This window comes from Microcoleus sp. D2_18a_B4 (genome assembly GCF_036702475.1).
GTDB lineage: Bacteria > Cyanobacteriota > Cyanobacteriia > Cyanobacteriales > Microcoleaceae > Microcoleus.
This window is the reverse complement of the sequence record NZ_JAUBTL010000073.1, coordinates 1-17,837: the sequence shown is the minus strand read 5'-3', so window position 1 is coordinate 17,837 and position 17,837 is coordinate 1. Positions and strand designations below refer to the sequence as shown.

The following is a 17,837-nucleotide window of genomic DNA, read 5'->3' as shown; positions in this document are numbered from 1 at the left end:
TGAATTTGAGGATGCAAAACAGTCTTACTCAGAGGCGGTCGCAGCCTTTAATTCTGCTTTACTTATTGCACCGGATTCTATCACTGCTCTCAACAACAAAGGGATTGCGCTGCGATATCTGGGTGATTTGCAAGCAGGGCTAAGTGAATTTGAGGATGCAAAACAGTCTTACTCAGAGGCGGTCGCAGCCTTTAATTCTGCTTTACTTATTGCACCGGATTATATCACTGCTCTCAACAACAAAGGGAATGCGCTGATCGCTCTGGGTGATTTGCAATCAAACTTATCGGAGGAACAGGAAGCACTCAATAATTGGCAAGAGGCGCTGGAAATGTTTAATCGATGTTTAGCCATTGCTCCTAACAACGATTGGGTTCGCAATTGGCGTGATTTTATGCAAGAGTTTCTCGATAATTTGGGTGAGGATAGTCTCAGCAGTTAGCTCGCTCGCAATGAGTAAAGACGCGGCATTCATTCCCTGCCTTAAACCGAAAGCCCGCCAGGGAATGAATTCCCTGGCTAATAGCAAAAGTCCTCTAAAGAGGACTAATGAATTCTTCAGTCCTCTTCAGAGGACTTTTGCTTTGAGGCAGGGGTTTCAACCCCTGCCGGACTGCCGGACTCAGGGCTGAGCGTTCAAGGCCCGCCCTCGAATTTAGCTATTTAACCTTGCAGCTTACCGCCCAGATTTTCTCGGCGATGTACCCTCAGCACGCTTCCGACGGATCAGCACGCTCATCACCTGCTTCGGATTCGCGGCACGCTGTACGGGACTCCAATCGCCCACTTCTGCAAATCCCAGCCGGTACAAAGTGAGTATGGTTTCCCTGACACCTTTGGGCGAACCGACAACCGTTAACAGCACCACTTCCTGTTCGCATACTGCTGCTGAGTCGTCATTTGGGCGATCGGATTTGTTGTCGTCAGGCACGAATTCCTGTGACATAATATGTTCTCCTGGTTTTGGGTTTTCTAGAAAAACCCAAAAACCCAGCCGCCCCGCATTTCAACACATAGCAGGGCGGCTACAGAGGATGTTAAGATACTCCGTTAGCCTCCAGACTGCTAGTCCCAGTTTGGCGGTTATGCTGTCCATTGCTGTTCCAGCAGCTTTGGGCAGTGCAACTAGATTTTTGGGCGACGCGGGCTGCCTCCTCTACAAGCAAGCAACCTCTCACTTCAAAGCGTAGCCGCAGAGGGGGGCCGCCGTCAATCCATTTTGGATTTTAGATTTTGGATTTTGGATTGAAGAGGGGGATGGGGAGGTTTTGGGCCGGGCTGAGGATTTAGCGTTATAACTAGACTAAGAGAGCCCCAGGATAATTATGCTGCACGATCTTCAGCAATCTCACCAACAAGACATACAGACTATTACTCAGGTTTTGGCAAAAATCACCAACCGCACGCCGGCTCAGATTAAACCATTACTAGATGCGATGCTCAAACGGCTAATAGAACCTCAACAACGTCCCTTTTACGAAACAGCTACCCCAACAGAATGGTCACTAGCATTTCAGGAATGGGTTGACAGTCATAGTACCCTAAATCTCCCCACTCTTTCAGATGAAGCTATTAGCCGAGAGAGCATTTATGGAGACAACTGATACTGAAGTTAAACTCACATTGGGCGATCGCAAAGGTTCGGCCAAGCGACTCCGAGGGCTAGCAAAAACTGATATGCCACCCCCAACAGATGCGGGAGTTGCAGTCATGTTAGAAGAGCGTTTGGTGGATAAATACTTAAAATGATTGAACCGCGAAGACGCGAAGGACACGAAGGAAGAATTAGGAAGAAGATTAACAGGAGTTACGCACTCCGACAAAGAAACCGGGTTTTTTACCGAATTTACGGTATGTAATGCGTCTTCTCGTAAAAAACCCGGTTTCTGGGCCCCATGCGTAAGCCCTACTCCTCGCTAACAGCCAAACCAGACACCACAGGGGCGATCGCATTTAACTTCAACACAGGATGCTCCCCTTCCACCTGGCGGCAATTCCACTCATTTCTAAACAGCAAAACCGGCCTTCCCCAAGTATCTTTCACCGTCACCGTATTAAACAGCCGCCCAACTTTTTCCAGCGCATCCCAACCGCCGTCAACCCAACGAGCTACACTGTAAGGCAACATATCGATCGTCGTCTCCACATTGTATTCCGACTGCATTCTGAACTGCACAACTTCAAATTGCAACTGTCCGACAGCCGCCAAAATTGGCTCGCGTTTCGACTCATCAACCGAGTACATAATTTGCACTGCGCCTTCTTCCTGCAACTCCGAAACGCCCTTGCGGAACTGCTTAAACTTAGAAGGATTGGGATTTCTCAAAAAAGCAAAAAGTTCGGGAGAAAAACAGGGTATCCCTTCATATTCCAGTTTTTGGCCGGTGTAAATAGTATCGCCGATCGCAAATACCCCCGGATTGTTCAAACCGATCACATCGCCCGGATAAGCAACCTCGATCGACTCCCGATCCTGAGCAAATAACTTTTGAGGTCTTGACAAACGCACCGTTTTACCACTGCGAGCGTGAGTCACGTTCATGTCCTTTTCAAACTTGCCCGTACAAACCCGAATAAACGCCACCCGATCGCGGTGTCTTGGGTCCATATTCGCTTGCAATTTAAACACAAACCCGGTAAAGTCTTCATAAGTTGGGGGCAAGTCTCCGGCGCTGCTCTTGCGGGCGATCGGCTTCATTGCGTAATCTAAAAACGCATCTAAAAACAGTTCGACCCCAAAATTGCTCATGGCGCTGCCAAAGAAAACTGGCGTCATTTTTCCAGCCCGAACGGACTCTAAATCGAGTTCAGTTCCCAACTCATCAAGCAGTTCTAACTCTTCTTTGAGCTGATAGTAAAGGTCTTGTTCCAACAAATCTTCAATGCGCGGATCGCCCAATTCGATAACGGTATCAACAGCAGCGCGAGAACCGTGTTTAGCCCGCTCGAATAAGTGAATTTTGCGCGCCCTGCGATCGAAAACACCTTTAAAGCGATCGCCCGTACCTATGGGCCAATTTACCGGATAAGTCTGCAACCCCAATTCCTTCTCAATTTCGTCCAACAAATCCAAAGGTTCTCTGCTAGGGCGATCGAGCTTATTAAAGAAAGTAAAAATAGGCAAACTTCGCAGCTTACAAACTTCAAATAACTTCCGAGTTTGCGGTTCCAAACCTTTAGCAGCATCCTCAAGCATCACCGCATTGTCAGCCGCCGCCAGAGTGCGATAAGTATCTTCGCTAAAATCTTGGTGTCCCGGAGTATCGAGCAGATTAATGTGATATTTTTTATACTCAAACTGCAAAACAGTAGAAGTAATAGAAATTCCCCGCTGCTGTTCCATCGCCATCCAGTCAGAGGTAGCGTGTCGCTGAGCCCGCCGCGCTTTCACAGAACCTGCTTCGTGAATTGCACCTCCGTACAGCAGCAGCTTTTCTGTCAAAGTAGTTTTTCCCGCGTCAGGGTGCGAGATAATAGCAAAGTTGCGCCGGCGCTCAACAGCAGTTAGCAATTCAGTTTCGAGTTCTGTTGTCATCAAAAAAAATCCGTAAGTGGGAACTCAGTCCCTTTAGGGCTGAGAGGGAAACGGCTCGGCGGTTTCAACCGCCGTGAATCTTTCCATTACACGGGGATTGCTTAATTCGGTGTACTTTTGTAATGTACTTTCAGTGGGACAATTACCACCTCAAACCTCGCAACCCGCTCACGCATAATGTTTGCTCTTTCGAGCCTCCCTTTCGGGGTAATGTTCGCCTCGCCAAGGTTATAAGAGCTTGTTAGGCTTGCAACACTGTTTCAGTGACCTTAAAACTGTTTAATTGCAAGCGACAGAGCAGGGAACTGGCGTCGCATTCGCCTGGTGTCGTGACTCAAATAACGTAGTCAATTAAGACTTAGGCTGGTCAGTACAGCTTGCTTGATTACTCTTACAAGCTCAGTCCCTTTAGGGCTGGGTTACTGACCACAAATTAGGTAGGGGAATCATCACCCGATCGCCATTATAGCCTGTGCTACAGTTGCTATTAAAGGTAAAATTATCAATAAAGTCAAGGAAGAAATTTAGTATGTACGACTCAGACAAGCGGAAGCTTCTATCACTGGTGTGCCACGGGGCGATTTTTTTCAGCACGTTACTGTTCTCGATCGGAGCGCCGATCGCTGTATTGTTAGTATCAGATGACCCCGTTGTCAAAGAAAACGCCACAGAAGCCATCAATTTTCACCTTAATGTATGGGTGTACAGCACCGTGATTATGGTGTTAACTGTCGTCACTTTCGGTCTTGCTGGCTTTATCCTAGTGCCCCTAGGTTATCTGCTGCACTGGGGACTGACAATAATGGCTATCCTCCAGGTTTTGCAAAATCCTAACCAACCTTACCGCTACCCTTTTATTTTCCGAATAGTTTAGACAGCAAATCGCGCTTCACCATCGATTTCACCAACCCGATTTCTTCAATAAGAAACCGGGTTTTTAATTGTTTTATAACTGACATTCGTTACCCCCAACTGGCAAATACACTGCTTAAGTGACAAAGAGGGTAATGATCGCAGGGCAATAGTTAGGGTGGGCACTGATGGGCGAGCGTCAGCAGGCTGATTCGGTTCGTTCTTGTAGCGATATAGTGACCCACGGCTTCAAGTATGGAATACAGTAACTCCACCTCAATTAATAGCACCTGTGAGGCGATTCAACAAGTTCGTCGTTGGTGACTTTTAGCACCGGCCTCTGTTTAACCTGTCTACAAAAAAAAACCCTATCAGTCCTTAACCGGTAGAGTCTGTATCATCAAGTTTTAGGTGTTTGCTATCGGTAAAATTTCCTCTAGCTCAAAAATAATAAATAAGTGTAAGTACCTAACCTAGGTTAGTGCGAACCAATATCAATAACCCAAATAGTCGTCCCCTCCATTTTCCAAAAAACTCGTTCTCTCATACTGGTATAAGAACCTTTAACACCTTTACCTCTTTCCTCATAAGCATGAGTGCAGAGACTGCGATGTGCAGGATTTTCCAATAAACCTAAAGTTTTCCTGTACTTTTTCCGTTCCACCTCGGAAAGGTGTTTGAATTTTTTGTCAAACTTAGCGGTTGTTCGGACTTTAAATTTCTGCATAGTATTTCCTTTAAGTAGAGTTAAAAACTCTGAACTAGAGGAAATATCCCGATGCAAAACACCAACCGTTCTACTAAGTTGTGCACATCAGCGGAGGACTGCGTTCTCTTAAATGACGACCCAAAATCATAAAAGGTAGAATTTCTGTGAGCCTTCAACGATTTACTACATTTTGTAGTATAACAATTGTTTGAATAAGTGACCTCATGCTAAAGGAATAGGCTCTATCCTACTCTTGGCAGTTCCCACCCTCACAACCGCTTGCAGCCAGCCAGACCGCCTAGGGCGTGTTTTCAAACTATAACCACAACTGAACGCAGGCTATCGTAATCATGGCTGTATAATTTGCGGCCAACTTCTCCTATCGAGTTGCGATACGGCGAAATTGTTTGAGTCGGTTGATAGCACGTTCAACAATGTTACGTTGACGGTAGATTTCACGACTAAAAGAACTAGGAGCAAATATTGGCTTGTTTATTCTGCCTCGCTTCACGAAAGCGCTGCCTTCGCCATTAGTGGCAATTGTAGTGATAACCGTGGCTGCGATCGTTCTATTGAAATTTTCCACCAATTCTATCTCTACCAGATGTCTTAAAACTTAATACAATATTTTCCCAATAAAAATCCCGCTCTTGTGGAACGGGAAAGCCATCAGGGTGCATCTATATATATGTCAGTATAACTCATAGGGGGTCTAACCCCTCGTAGCTTTATCGAATCTTTACAATCAACAAATTTTTGTAAAGATTGAGGTTTTTATTTGACGGATCAGCCGTTTTATGAAATTAAAATGGAAAATGCTGACATTTATAAAATCAAGTGAGTTTCCTCTGAATAATCAAAACTTTAAGCTCCTTTACCATGCTTCGGCAAATGGTGGAGCAAATACCATAAGATGGCTACATTTGCGATAAATACCGCTAATTTAAGTACCGTGACACAGTTAAAATTGCATACCGTCCGATCGCCAGTCCGCTAAATAGTAAGGTTTGAGGCTTGACACTTAGAACTTGGTCTAATAAAAACTCCACAATTTTTACTTGGCTTTCTAACAAATAAGATTCCGCCAATTTCTCTAAGACTTGATAATTATTCAGTGCAAAAACCAAAAGTATCGAAGTTACTGTCAAGAGGAAAGCCACAAAAGTTTTGTAAAGGACAATTGTGATTCAACTAGGAGCGCGATGTTTCTTCACCTGAATTCTCGAAATATCAATAATGTGCGATCGCCTGGTTAGCCTGTTTGGGATTGAAAACTAAAAATTCAGTAGAGTGCGTCAGCAATTAGCGAATCAATTATATAAAAAATAACGCGCTGCTGACGCACCTTATTAAGCTTGAGGATAACGTTGTGCTAAGAAAGAGATAGCAGCAGCCCGATCGCCCAAATCGCCATCCAACCTCGCCGCCAACAAATCATCCAACATTCGTTTAAACCCAGGCCCCGGCTTATAACCCAAAGCCTTCAAATCGTTGCCATTTAAAGGCGGCTCAACATTCGCCCATTTGGTGAGATATTCCCAGATTTGGCGACGTGCACTTCGCGGACTTTGTAGGGCGATCGCAATTAACACTGGCAACTCATACTTTCTCAACAGCAGCACCAATTGACTCGGCAACTCGCACTTAGGCAAATTCTCTGCTAACTGCTTCTTTCCCGCTTCCAAAACTTCCAACCGCTTAATGCTATCAGCGGGTAACTGAAGATTTGCAGCCACCTTGCCGCGATATTCCGGTGCTACATAAGCTATCAAAACTTCCAGCCGCATTTGCCAATCGGGAATATTGATAATGGGGAATGGGGAATGGGGAATGGGGAATGGGGAATGGGGAATGGGGAATAGGGAATTGTCTCTTCCTTCTTCCTTCTTGCCTCTTCCTTCTTCCTTCTTCCTTCTTCCGACTTCCATCGAACTGACATCCGTTACATCCGTTACAGAATCCGTTGCCGAACTTCCTTCTTCCTTCTTCCTTCTTCCGACTTCCATCGAACTGACATCCGTTACATCCGTTACAGAATCCGTTGCCGAACTTCCTTCTTCCTTCTTCCTTCTTCCTTCTTCCTTCTTCCTTCTTCCATTCAAACACCGATCGAGCAAACGCAGTTGTCGCCACAACTCCCGATCCAACTCCAAACTAGGATGAATGCAGCGCAAAGCCTGCAAATCTCCCAGCATTTGCAAAGCAACTTTCCAGTAAGGAGCTTGCAAAATGTATTTCAATTCGCTTTTGAGCCGAGTTTCCAAAGCCGGAGCTCGGCCATTTTCCCCCTGAATTCGGTAATAAATCCCGCTGGCCAAAGCGTGGCGGATGTATCCTTCCGTCTGCGGCTCAATTTCAAATCCCAACCGCACCGCAAACCGCACAGCGCGATAAATTCGCGTCGGATCTTCGATAAAACTATTGGCGTGCAAAACTCGAATTTGCTTCGATTCCAAGTCCAGCAAACCGCAAAAAAAATCTAACAATTCGCCACTGCGAGGAACACCCAACCGCACAGCCAGGGCATTAATTGTAAAATCCCTGCGGTACAAATCTTGGCGAATCGAACTCGCTTCAACTTCAGGATTTGCAGCCGGATAAGGATAAAATTCAGTGCGAGCCGTAGCGATATCCACCCACAGCGAGCCGAAAGCAGAGTCTTTGTGCCACAAAAGCGCGGCCGTTTGAAATTGACCGTGAACGTCCAAACGCGATTCGGGGTAAAGTTTTTGCAGCGATGAAGCTAACTCGACACCAGCACCGGAATCGTCGGAACCGCACTTTCCATCCACCACCAAATCGATATCTGTTAGCGCCAGTGTATCATCCGTGGCTAAGAGTAAATCCCGGACTGCTCCACCCACAATATAAAGTTGCCAGCCGCGGTTTTGGGCAATATTGGCCGCGATCGACAATAATTGCCATAATTCGGGACTGATGCGCGATCGCAACAACTGCTCAACCGATTCGGACACGGCACAATAAGACAATTCTGCATTACTTCCCCTGTCTCGCGCTTTTTGCTGGTGCAATTCCCGCAAAACATCAGTCCGAGTCACAATTCCCACCAGTTGACCGTTTTCCAATACTGGCAAGCGCCCGATATCGTATGTCACCATTAAAGATTCAATTTCCGGCAGCAAGGTATCTGGGGCGATCGTTTTTAACTGCCAAGTCATGTAACCCTTCACCGGGGCGTGACTGAAACCGTGGTGCAGGGCAATGTCAATGTCGCGGCGCGAGATAATGCCGGCGAGTCGATCGCCCGCATCAACCACAGAAAGCCCCGAATGTCCGTAACGTAGGAGGATACGGTGAGCTTCCCCCACCGAGGTTTCCGGGCGAATACTCCGCACTGGAGACGACATTAACTCGCGCGCTGTCGGAGGGTGGGGAATTTGAGCTTTGAGTTCGTCAGCTAACTGATTTAAAGTCAGCAGGGGGTCAACATCGCGGGTGGCGAGGGAAGCGGCGCGGGCGTGGCCTCCACCACCGAAGGGTTTGAACAATTCGCTGAGGTTTGTGCCTTCGATGCGCGATCGACCGATAATAGTTAATCGATTGGAAACTGGCGATTCGGGCTCGATGTTGCGGTTGTTTTCGTTTTCGCCAAATTTATAAACATTACCTAACAGCAGAGCATCGGTTTCCGTCAAATCGAGCAAGCGAGAAGCCAGGGAAGAAAGTCCCGGAACGTAAGCTTCAGTAGATAGCAGCACCCAGGCTACGCTGTAACCGTGCAAAATTTCCGATCGCAAATTCTTGAGCGCTTCTCTCAGCAGATCTTGCAATTGAGGAGACAAAGCGGGTTCTACATATTCAGCTATTACCCCCAAACTTGCTCCCTGTTCCATCAACCACGCCAAAGCTATTGCATCTCGCGCAGTTGCGCCCTCAAAGGTAAGGGAACCTGTATCGACGTGGATGCCGAGGGCCATTACTGTTGCTTCCGAAGGCAGCAGGCGGAATGGTGTGTCGCTCTTTTCTGCTTGATTTTTGAGCTTTTCGACAATTAATGTCGTGCTGGCTCCGACTGCTTCGATCTGCGTAACAGTAGCGGGGATGTCTGAATGCGCCTCTAGGTGGTGGTCGAAAACAGCAATTTCGTTGAGGTGTGGCAAATCCAGCCACTCGGCGGCTTTTCCCAAACGATCGCGCCCGGAGGCATCAACTATAGTAATCGATCGAATTTGTTGCGGATTGACCGATCGGCGTTCAATCAGTGGGTACTCGTCGCGGTGTAGCGCCAAAAAATCCCGCACTGTCGGATGACACCCGCCCGTCAATACGATCCTGCTACCGGGGCGCAGCACGCAAAGTCCCACCGCCGCCCCCAAGGCGTCAAAATCTGCTGTTGTGTGGCACAAAACTAAGTCCATAGCCGAAAATCCCGCATCTCTCACTCACAGAGTAGCAATTTCTCGGGCTCTGACACCGGGCGATCGCACTGTAACTTAACCTTCAGCCTGTATCGAATCCAGTTTTCTGTGCTGTAGCCAACAATGATAAAATTGATAAAAATCTCAAAAGTCGCTGACGCCTGTTCGCGCAACGCCCGAATTTGCACGGGTTCTTTCTTATCAATCAACCGACAATCTCTCGATCGACTATCGGGAAACTGTCAAAAACTAGAATTTGGAAGATTTTTTCCGGTTCTGGGAAGCTATTTCTGATCAACGCACGGTTATATCGAAAGGAGAAAAGATGTTATCAATTCTGTTTCAAGTGGTTTTACTGGGTCTGGTACTGCTGTCTTTTGTGATGGTCGTTGGCGTCCCGGTTGCTTATGCCTCTCCCCAAAACTGGAATCAGTCTAAATCCCTGATTTATGTCGGGTCGGGTCTCTGGTTTTTGCTGGTTATTGCAGTGGGTGTATTGAACTTTTTAGTCGTTTAATTTCACCCAACTCTATCTAATAAAGAAGGTAAAAGATAGAAGGATGAAGGCATTCACCAGCGATTGAAAGGCATTCGGCAGAAGCTAGGAATTTTCCACACCGCGCGACCCTGTATGTTTTTGTACTTGAGATTCAGATGAGATGCTGCTGCTTTCTGACTTTTGCCTTCTCACAAACAAAACTCTAAAACCTAAAACCTAAAATCTAAACTAGAACACTATGACTGTTTTCGAGGGAACTTTTACTCACACCGAATCTTTGCGATTTGCTATTGTCATCGGTCGTTTTAACGATTTGGTGGTTAACAAACTTTTGGAGGGATGTCAAGATTGTTTGAAACGCCACGGGGTTGATATTAATCCTCATGGCTCTCAGGTGGACTTTTTTTGGGTTCCGGGAAGTTTTGAGATTCCTTTGGTGGCGCGCCAAGCTGCTCTTTCTCACCGCTACGATGCGGTAATTTGTCTGGGTGCGGTAATTCGAGGCCAAACTCCTCATTTCGATTTTGTGGCTGGTGAGGTTGCTAAGGGAATTGCTGCGGCTGCTTTTCAAACAGGGGTGCCGGTGATTTTTGGGGTGGTGACGACTGACACGATGCAGCAAGCTTTGGAAAGGGCTGGAATTAAAAGCAATTTGGGCTGGAATTATGCGATGAGTGCTTTGGAAATGGGCACGTTGATGCGCCAAGTTAAGGGTTTGGGAACACACTCTTACGATCATCGATTAACTACAGGATCTGCTGCTCAAGTGCTTTCGGGCGAAGGAAATCTGTCGCTCGCCCCCGATGTATCGTCGGATCAAATCCCCTCGTAAGTTCGGCTAGCAGTATTTTTAAGCTCAAAAAACATCAAGATTTGCATCGGGAAAAATCTTAAAACTCTTGTGGGCTGGTGATTATGCCCGCCCCCAAGGTAAAAATTCCACTGGTGTGGGCCGATCGACCAATTAGACCAATATCTTGCCAATTGGCAAGAAGTGTGATATCATAAAACGTTCTTAGAAATAGCGCAACACTAACTATTACTGCATGGCAACGAAGCCAACGATCGCATTTACTCACCTCGGCTGCGAAAAAAATCGCATCGATACCGAACACATGATCGGCTTGCTGGCTCAAGCGGGCTATCAAGTCGATTCTAATGAAGAATTAGCCGATTACGTCGTCGTCAATACTTGCAGTTTTATCCAAGCGGCGCGAGAAGAGTCAGTCCGCACCTTGGTAGAATTGGCAGAAGCTAATAAAAAAGTAGTGATCACCGGCTGCATGGCACAGCATTTTCAGCAGGAATTGCTGGATGAATTGCCCGAAGCAGTCGCAATTGTCGGCACTGGCGACTATCATAAAATCGTCAATGTTATGCAGCAGGTGGAAAAGGGCGATCGAGTTTCCCTCGTCTCTTCAGAACCTACTTACATCGCTGACGAAACTACTCCCCGCTACCGCACGACATCGGAAGGTGTCGCGTATCTGCGTATAGCAGAAGGCTGCGACTACCGCTGTGCATTTTGCATTATCCCGCACTTGCGCGGAAATCAACGATCGCGGACGATCGAATCTATCGTCGCCGAAGCTAAGCAATTAGCCTCCGAAGGGGTAAAGGAAATTATCTTAATTTCTCAAATTACCACCAACTACGGCAAAGATATTTATGGCGAACCGAAACTCGCCGAACTACTTCGCGCTTTGGGTGAAGTAGATGTACCTTGGATTCGGATGCACTACGCCTATCCTACAGGTTTGACTCCGCAAGTTGTCGAGGCAATCCGGGAAACGCCCAACGTTTTGCCGTATTTGGATTTACCCCTGCAACACTCGCACCCGGAAATTCTGCGGGCGATGAATCGGCCTTTTCAAGCTGGGATCAATGATGCCATAGTCGATCGGCTCAAAGCAGCACTTCCCGGCGCAGTGATGCGGACAACTTTTATTGTCGGCTTCCCAGGCGAAACCGACGAACACGCAGCACACTTGCTGGAATTTGTCAAGCGCCACGAATTTGATCACGTAGGAGTTTTTGTATTTTCGCCAGAAGAAGGAACCCCAGCCTTCAGCTTGCCTCAGCAAATACCTGCAGAAATAATGGAAATGCGGCGCAATTCGGTAATGGCGGCACAACAACCTATATCATTGAAGAAGAATCAAGAGTCTGTCGGTCAGGTAGTTGATGTCCTGATAGAACAAGAACAACCAGAGACAGGTGAGTTGATTGGTAGATCCGCTCGGTTTTCCCCAGAAGTAGATGGACTCGTCTATGTGACAGGAGAAGCGCGACTGGGATCGATCGTGTCTGTGAAAATTACTGGTGCAGATGTCTACGACCTCTACGGTCAAGTCGATTTTAGATTTTAGATTTTAGATTTTAGATTGACTGCACAGACTCATCTGGGAGATCGATCTTTCTTTTGTCTAAAATTCTGGGATCGACCCTCATGAGTTGACGTGGCACTGTATCCGGTGCTGGGCGGGGTCAAGTGTAAGTGTTGCTGGAACTGTCGCCTGAGACGGTGTGGCGAACAAAAACCCGACACCAGCCAAAAAGGATTAGCAGATTGTGCAGCAAAAGTAACGGTTTGTACAATATTGTGCAAAGATATCTAGCAAAGGGGTTCTAAACCTTTATTAGCCTCTGGCTGCAATCGACGCTCCCCCTCGGGGTGCGGTTATCTCTACAGAACGATCGGAAAATTTTAACGAATTTAATGTTTTGTTTCTGAATGTAAAGAGTTATGATAGTAACAAGCCAGAAATAAGCGGGGAGAATTTGAGATTGCTTCGCCGTCCGCCCTACACCACAACGGTATCCCGAAAGAGTGTTGAGATGGATAGGCGGTAACGGTCGCTGCATCCCCTGCTCAATCCCGCAGGCGACGGATTGCGGGATAGCGCCTGAACCAACAAACCTATTACTACTATGTTGTAGTTAAGTGGGGCTGGCATGATCCTCACTATAAAATGCCTAAGAGGGAAAGCTTGCAAGTACCTCAAAGGAAGTCCAATGTCCTATTTTAAGAATGTTGGAAGCCCATAAGCCGACCGCTGGCGGTTGGTATCGGTGATGTCACAAAATCAAAGACGGCTGTCGAATTGGTAAATTTAGTCACCATCGACGGAGCTGCCCTATACTCGATTGCTATTTAAGAAGGTGCGCGCAGGCGCAGCACCATAAAGAACTCTTATGAGTTCCTGCCGCCGAGCAGAAATCCGCATCCGAGTTGGGCAACTTAGAAGGCTAAGACTCGTTATTAGGAGCATTAATGAATTTATTGTTTGAAGGCTTAGGTCTTTCGGAAGAACTCGTTCTCCATCTGGAAACACTAGGCTTTACAGAACCTACTCCCATCCAAGTACAAGCAATTCCGCACCTGTTAGCAGGTCGCGACGTTGTGGGTCAAGCCCAAACAGGGACAGGCAAAACGGCAGCATTCTCGTTGCCCATCTTGGAGCGGATTGATTTAGATGTAACTGCGGTGCAAGCACTGGTGCTGACGCCGACTCGCGAATTGGCGATGCAAGTAACTGAAGCCATCCGTGATTTGAGCGGCATCAGCAGCGACGGCCCGGTAAAAGTGGGTCGCTCTCTGCAAGTTCTGACAGTGTACGGCGGTCAATCGATCGATCGTCAAATGCAGCGTTTGAAGCGCGGCGTTCACGTCGTTGTCGGTACACCCGGACGCATATTGGATATGCTCAGCCGCGGCAGCCTGAAACTAGACAAGGTAAAATGGCTAGTTTTGGATGAAGCTGACGAAATGCTGAGCATGGGCTTTATTCAAGATGTGGAAAAAATCTTGGATGCAGCACCACAAGAACGTCAAACGGCATTTTTCTCGGCGACGATGGAACCTTCCATTCGGAAACTGGTGGCGCGGCATTTGCGTAACCCAGTCAACGTCACCGTAGAACAGCCAAAAGCAACGCCAAAGCGCATCAGCCAAGGCGTGTACATGATTCCCCGTGGCTGGTCGAAGGCAAGAGCCCTACAGCCAATCCTAGAAATGGAAGACCCGGAATCTGCACTGATTTTTGTGCGGACTCGGCAGTCGGCGGCAGAACTCACCAGCCAACTGCAAGCAGCAGGTCACAGCGTTGATGAGTATCACGGTAATTTGAATCAGGCACAACGGGAACGTTTGCTGCATCGGTTCCGCCAATGTCAGGTGCGCTGGGTAGTGGCGACTGATATTGCGGCGCGGGGTTTGGACGTGGATCACTTGACTCACGTTATTAACTACGATTTGCCCGACAGTGTGGAAAGCTACGTTCACCGGATCGGACGCACGGGCCGGGCTGGTCGCGAAGGAACAGCGATTACGCTGATTCAACCGGTCGATCGCCGCAAACTGCGCTTGATTGAACGCCACGTGCGATCGAGCTTGACGGTGCGAAACATTCCGACACGGGCGCAAATTGAAGCTCGTCAGTTGGAAAAGATGCAGGGTAAAGTTCGCGAAGCTTTGGCTGGCGAACGGATGGCATCTTTCTTGCCTCTGGTGTCTCAGTTATCCGAGGAGTACGACTCCCACGCGATCGCCGCTGCTGCTTTGCAAATGGCTTTCGATCAAAGCCGTCCTGCTTGGATGGGCGCTGATTACGCTCAACAAGAAGATCCCCCGATTGGTGGAGAAAACAGCGTCAAGCCTATCTTGATCAAAAAGCGGGCTAAGACTGGTGAGGCGACTTTTTCTGGAGCACCGAGTGCTCCTGTTCCCCAGAACCGCTAATTGGTAGGGTGCACTCGGTGCACCTTATTTAGAATTACTGTAGAGATGCGATCGATCGCACCTCTACTTTTTTTTATGGGTGTGATCCCAAATCCGATCTCCCTCGCTGGTTGAAACCGCCAACAAACTTTCGTCAACTCCTAGCGGACTGAGAATTGGATAAGTAAAGATGGAAGTTAGCGATCGGAGAATTTCTGTAACTAATTCTACGCTGAGAACGTTAATTGATGAATTGGGCACTGAGTGTCAAAATGTTATTACTTTATATCAATTCCGGTTGGATTGGAATGATTAAACCGCAGAGTACGCAGAGAACGCAGAGGAAGAGAACAGAGAGATGAATAATTTCGATGAAGGGCGGATTTGATATTAATCGATCAACTTCAGTTACCTGATTTGAGCGATCGACAAAAAGCTGAAATTCTAGCCGAGTTCCTTCCTCTCTGCAATCCATCTCAACGTTCACTGCGGAGAGGATTTTCCGACACTAATTGCTGAGGAAATTACACAATTGTCGGATGATGATGAAGAGGATTAAGGAGACGCGGGCGATTCCCTACGGGATAGCTACGCACGCGCGTACATGAGGAAACAGCCCTCCAGTCAACTCACAGAAAGGCTAAAAGTCCTCATAAATAAGGAATAAAGTCCTTACTACAAACTTGTGAACCGGGACTTTTGCACTGTTATTTAATATTTCAGTTTAGCTGCGTGCTCACAATAATTTTTTGCACGCGATCGCCCTTAATTTCCACAATCAAATTAGAAGCCTTTTGGTCATTGCTGTAAGTCAACCGAGTCACTCCACCCTGGACTGATTGCGACCCATAACCGTAAGTTTTAACGACTTTTTGGCTGTTATCTCCTAGCTTCACACCATCAATTGTCAGAAACTTGGGATTGGTAGTAGAAACTAAATAAACTTTGCCATTCCATGCTGCTACCGTCAATCCTGAGTAGCTTAGCGTGCGAATCTTGCCGCCGATCCCAGGCCCAGCAGGTTTAGTTTCGTCGCGCTGTGGTTTTCCCAACTTACGTTTTGCCTCTTCTACAGACATCCCCAACCGCACGCCGCCAATCCCCAGGCGCGAATAGTTCAGCGCCGCCGGCTTTTGTGTCGCGCTGAGCATTCTTTCTAGAGTCGCAACAGTTTGATTCATAGCGGGGACAGGGCGAACTAAAGCAGCAAATCCTAAGCTCGAAATTGCGAGATTCATCATGATGCCAACGACGGCTGTTGTCACAAATATTTTTACCATTTTTTTATAGCTTTATTTGGCAATGTATTCGCGCGATCGCCCGCTAGATCCGGATTGATACTAATAGGACTTACACAAACACTCCTCGACGCACGGCGATGCTCTGAAACCGAATTTTTTTACCAAAACTACACAAAGAAACCCGGTTTTTACCCTAAATCTTAGGTTTAACAGTGAGGTGTTCAGGAAGAAACCGGGTTTATAGCGCAACCTAGGTAAGTCCTGACTAATATTTTTTAAGCTTTGAAAACCGCCAATTTCGGGCGAACCGAATTTGCTCCCGCACAAGCTTGCGTCCGCCTGCGAGGACTGAAAGAAAGAATAAAGAGGTAAATCAACGGAAATTGCTGTGATATCCTAACAAAAGCCATATCTCGATAAAATTAGTAATTTAGATGACCGCAACAGATTCTACTAAACACCAAAAATCCAAGGCCCTCAAACCGGGTAGCCGCCGCCCCGCTAAAGAACTTTGCAGCGAGTGCGGTTTGTGCGATACATATTACATCCATTATGTCAAGGAATCTTGTGCTTTCTTAACACAGCATATCGCGGAATTAGAAGAAGAGATTCACGGGCGATCGCGCAATCTCGATAATCCCGACGATTGGTATTTCGGAGTCAGTCAAAATATGATGGCGGCTCGGAAAAAAGAGCCGATCGAGGGCGCTCAGTGGACGGGAATCGTCAGCACAATTGCCATTGAAATGCTCGAAAAAGGAATTGTAGAAGGCGTTGTTTGCGTCCAAAATACCAAAGAAGACCGCTTTCAACCGATGCCGATAATTGCTAGAAATCGTGAAGAGATTCTCGCAGCAAAAGTCAACAAACCCACTCTCTCCCCCAATCTTTCCGTATTAGAACAAATCGAAAAATCTGGGATGAAGCGGCTGTTAGTAATTGGCGTCGGCTGTCAAATTCAAGCTTTGCGAACAGTCGAGAAAAAACTCGGTTTAGAGAAGCTATACGTTTTGGGAACTCCCTGTGTCGATAATGTCAGCCGTGCAGGCTTGCAAAAATTCCTAGATACGACTAGCCGTTCTCCCGAAACAGTTGTATCTTATGAGTTTATGCAAGACTTTAACGTTCACTTCAAACACGAAGATGGTTCGGAAGAAAAAGTGCCGTTTTTTGGCTTGAATACTAAGGAATTGAAAGATGTTTTTGCTCCTTCTTGTTTGAGCTGTTTTGATTATGTCAATTCTCTAGCAGATTTAGTTGTGGGCTACATGGGCGCACCTTTTGGCTGGCAGTGGATTGTAGTGCGAAATGACACCGGGCAAGAGATGTTAGATTTGGTAACGGATCAGTTAAATACTCAGCCGGTGATGTCTCAGGGAAACCGAAAAGAAGCGGTTCAGCAAAGCATTCCGGCTTATGAAAAAGGAGTGACTTTGCCGATGTGGGCGGCGAAGTTAATGGGAGTTTTTATTGAGAGAATTGGGCCGAAGGGTTTGGAATATGCTCGGTTTTCGATTGATTCTCATTTCACTCGTAATTATCTGTACGTGAAGCGCAATTACCCGGAGAAATTAGAGGCTCATGTGCCGGAATATGCTAAGCGGATTGTGGGGCAGTATAAGTTGCCAGATGTGTAGTTTAGTAGGGTGCGTCAGTCAAAATCTTCTCGCTTCGCAGAGAACATCGTGCAAACTGACGCACCCTAGAAATTAGTAAGGTGCGTCAGTTTGTGGGCGAGTATTAAGTTGCCGGAGGTGTAGTTTAGGAAGGTGCGTCAGTCGAAATCTCCTCGCTTCGCCGACAAAGTAATGCAAACTGACGCACCCTACGGGGAGCATCTCAGTTTTGCATTTACAGTGCGAGCGTCCCCGCTCGCGTATTGTACAATACGCGAGCGGGGAC

At 47.1% G+C, this 17,837-nt stretch carries 17 protein-coding genes and 1 pseudogene; 10 read left to right on the top strand and 8 right to left on the bottom strand.

The features are described from left to right. On the top strand, positions 1-442 hold a 442-nt coding region (locus QUB04_RS28650), incomplete at its 5' end, for a tetratricopeptide repeat protein (RefSeq protein ID WP_333289745.1). 234 nt (positions 443-676) lie between these two features. On the opposite strand, the gene QUB04_RS28645 is transcribed toward QUB04_RS28650, so the two are convergent. After that, positions 677-946, bottom strand: a complete 270-nt coding sequence (locus QUB04_RS28645) for a hypothetical protein (protein ID WP_333289743.1) — start codon at positions 944-946, stop codon at positions 677-679. 88 nt (positions 947-1,034) lie between these two features. Between QUB04_RS28645 and QUB04_RS28640 the strand changes: the two genes are divergently transcribed. The 3 genes from QUB04_RS28640 to QUB04_RS28630 all read left to right on the top strand — a co-directional run bounded on the left by QUB04_RS28640 (position 1,035) and on the right by QUB04_RS28630 (position 1,749). Next, a complete protein-coding gene (locus QUB04_RS28640; protein ID WP_333289741.1) occupies positions 1,035-1,190 on the top strand; it encodes a hypothetical protein in 156 nt (51 codons plus the stop codon). A gap of 135 nt (positions 1,191-1,325) precedes the next feature. Next, positions 1,326-1,604 carry a hypothetical protein gene (locus QUB04_RS28635; protein ID WP_333289739.1) on the top strand — a complete coding sequence of 93 codons (279 nt, stop codon included), beginning with the start codon at positions 1,326-1,328 and terminating at the stop codon, positions 1,602-1,604. After that, positions 1,591-1,749 carry a hypothetical protein gene (locus QUB04_RS28630; protein WP_333289737.1) on the top strand — a complete coding sequence of 53 codons (159 nt, stop codon included), beginning with the start codon at positions 1,591-1,593 and terminating at the stop codon, positions 1,747-1,749. The genes QUB04_RS28635 and QUB04_RS28630 overlap by 14 nt, the downstream gene beginning before the upstream one ends. Positions 1,750-1,906: 157 nt before the next feature. On the opposite strand, the gene prfC is transcribed toward QUB04_RS28630, so the two are convergent. Next, entirely contained in the window at positions 1,907-3,535 is a 1,629-nt protein-coding gene (gene prfC, locus QUB04_RS28625) for a peptide chain release factor 3 (protein ID WP_333289735.1), read from the bottom strand. Between the two features lie 529 nt (positions 3,536-4,064). On the opposite strand from prfC, the gene QUB04_RS28620 reads away from it, so the two are divergent. Continuing rightward, positions 4,065-4,409, top strand: coding sequence for a DUF4870 domain-containing protein (locus QUB04_RS28620; RefSeq protein ID WP_333289733.1), 345 nt, complete (start codon positions 4,065-4,067; stop codon positions 4,407-4,409). Between the two features lie 456 nt (positions 4,410-4,865). On the opposite strand, the gene QUB04_RS28615 is transcribed toward QUB04_RS28620, so the two are convergent. The 4 genes and pseudogenes from QUB04_RS28615 to QUB04_RS28605 all read right to left on the bottom strand — a co-directional run bounded on the left by QUB04_RS28615 (position 4,866) and on the right by QUB04_RS28605 (position 9,475). Further along, positions 4,866-5,114 carry a hypothetical protein gene (locus QUB04_RS28615; RefSeq protein WP_333289731.1) on the bottom strand — a complete coding sequence of 83 codons (249 nt, stop codon included), beginning with the start codon at positions 5,112-5,114 and terminating at the stop codon, positions 4,866-4,868. A 298-nt stretch (positions 5,115-5,412) separates the two neighbouring features. Next, positions 5,413-5,562, bottom strand: a pseudogene (locus QUB04_RS32660) (transposase); the annotation flags it as partial. Between the two features lie 472 nt (positions 5,563-6,034). Continuing rightward, positions 6,035-6,256 carry a DUF2127 domain-containing protein gene (locus QUB04_RS28610; protein WP_333289729.1) on the bottom strand — a complete coding sequence of 74 codons (222 nt, stop codon included), beginning with the start codon at positions 6,254-6,256 and terminating at the stop codon, positions 6,035-6,037. 189 nt (positions 6,257-6,445) lie between these two features. Further along, complete coding sequence (locus QUB04_RS28605; protein ID WP_333289727.1) at positions 6,446-9,475, bottom strand: CBS domain-containing protein; 3,030 nt, start codon at positions 9,473-9,475, stop codon at positions 6,446-6,448. Positions 9,476-9,800: 325 nt separating this feature from the next. Here QUB04_RS28605 and psbZ point away from each other — a divergent pair, with 325 nt between their 5' ends. From psbZ to QUB04_RS28585, 4 genes are all read left to right on the top strand, one after another. Beyond that, positions 9,801-9,992, top strand: a complete 192-nt coding sequence (gene psbZ, locus QUB04_RS28600; RefSeq protein ID WP_190735314.1) for a photosystem II reaction center protein PsbZ — start codon at positions 9,801-9,803, stop codon at positions 9,990-9,992. A 220-nt stretch (positions 9,993-10,212) separates the two neighbouring features. Next, on the top strand, positions 10,213-10,806 hold the full coding sequence (gene ribH, locus QUB04_RS28595; protein WP_333058250.1) for a 6,7-dimethyl-8-ribityllumazine synthase: 594 nt from the start codon (positions 10,213-10,215) through the stop codon (positions 10,804-10,806). Positions 10,807-11,020: 214 nt separating this feature from the next. Further along, positions 11,021-12,343 (top strand): 30S ribosomal protein S12 methylthiotransferase RimO, encoded by a 1,323-nt coding sequence (gene rimO / locus QUB04_RS28590; RefSeq protein WP_333289725.1) that lies wholly within the window; start codon positions 11,021-11,023, stop codon positions 12,341-12,343. A gap of 905 nt (positions 12,344-13,248) precedes the next feature. Next, positions 13,249-14,715 carry a DEAD/DEAH box helicase gene (locus tag QUB04_RS28585; RefSeq protein ID WP_333109100.1) on the top strand — a complete coding sequence of 489 codons (1,467 nt, stop codon included), beginning with the start codon at positions 13,249-13,251 and terminating at the stop codon, positions 14,713-14,715. Positions 14,716-14,778: 63 nt separating this feature from the next. Here the strand turns inward: QUB04_RS28585 and QUB04_RS28580 are convergent, their stop codons facing one another. Next, on the bottom strand, positions 14,779-14,955 hold the full coding sequence (locus tag QUB04_RS28580; RefSeq protein WP_333289723.1) for a hypothetical protein: 177 nt from the start codon (positions 14,953-14,955) through the stop codon (positions 14,779-14,781). A 458-nt stretch (positions 14,956-15,413) separates the two neighbouring features. Then, positions 15,414-15,974, bottom strand: a complete 561-nt coding sequence (locus QUB04_RS28575) for a hypothetical protein (protein WP_333289721.1) — start codon at positions 15,972-15,974, stop codon at positions 15,414-15,416. Between the two features lie 395 nt (positions 15,975-16,369). Between QUB04_RS28575 and QUB04_RS28570 the strand changes: the two genes are divergently transcribed. Then, positions 16,370-17,572, top strand: a complete 1,203-nt coding sequence (locus tag QUB04_RS28570) for a Coenzyme F420 hydrogenase/dehydrogenase, beta subunit C-terminal domain (protein ID WP_333041421.1) — start codon at positions 16,370-16,372, stop codon at positions 17,570-17,572. The last annotated feature ends 265 nt before the right edge of the window (positions 17,573-17,837 follow it).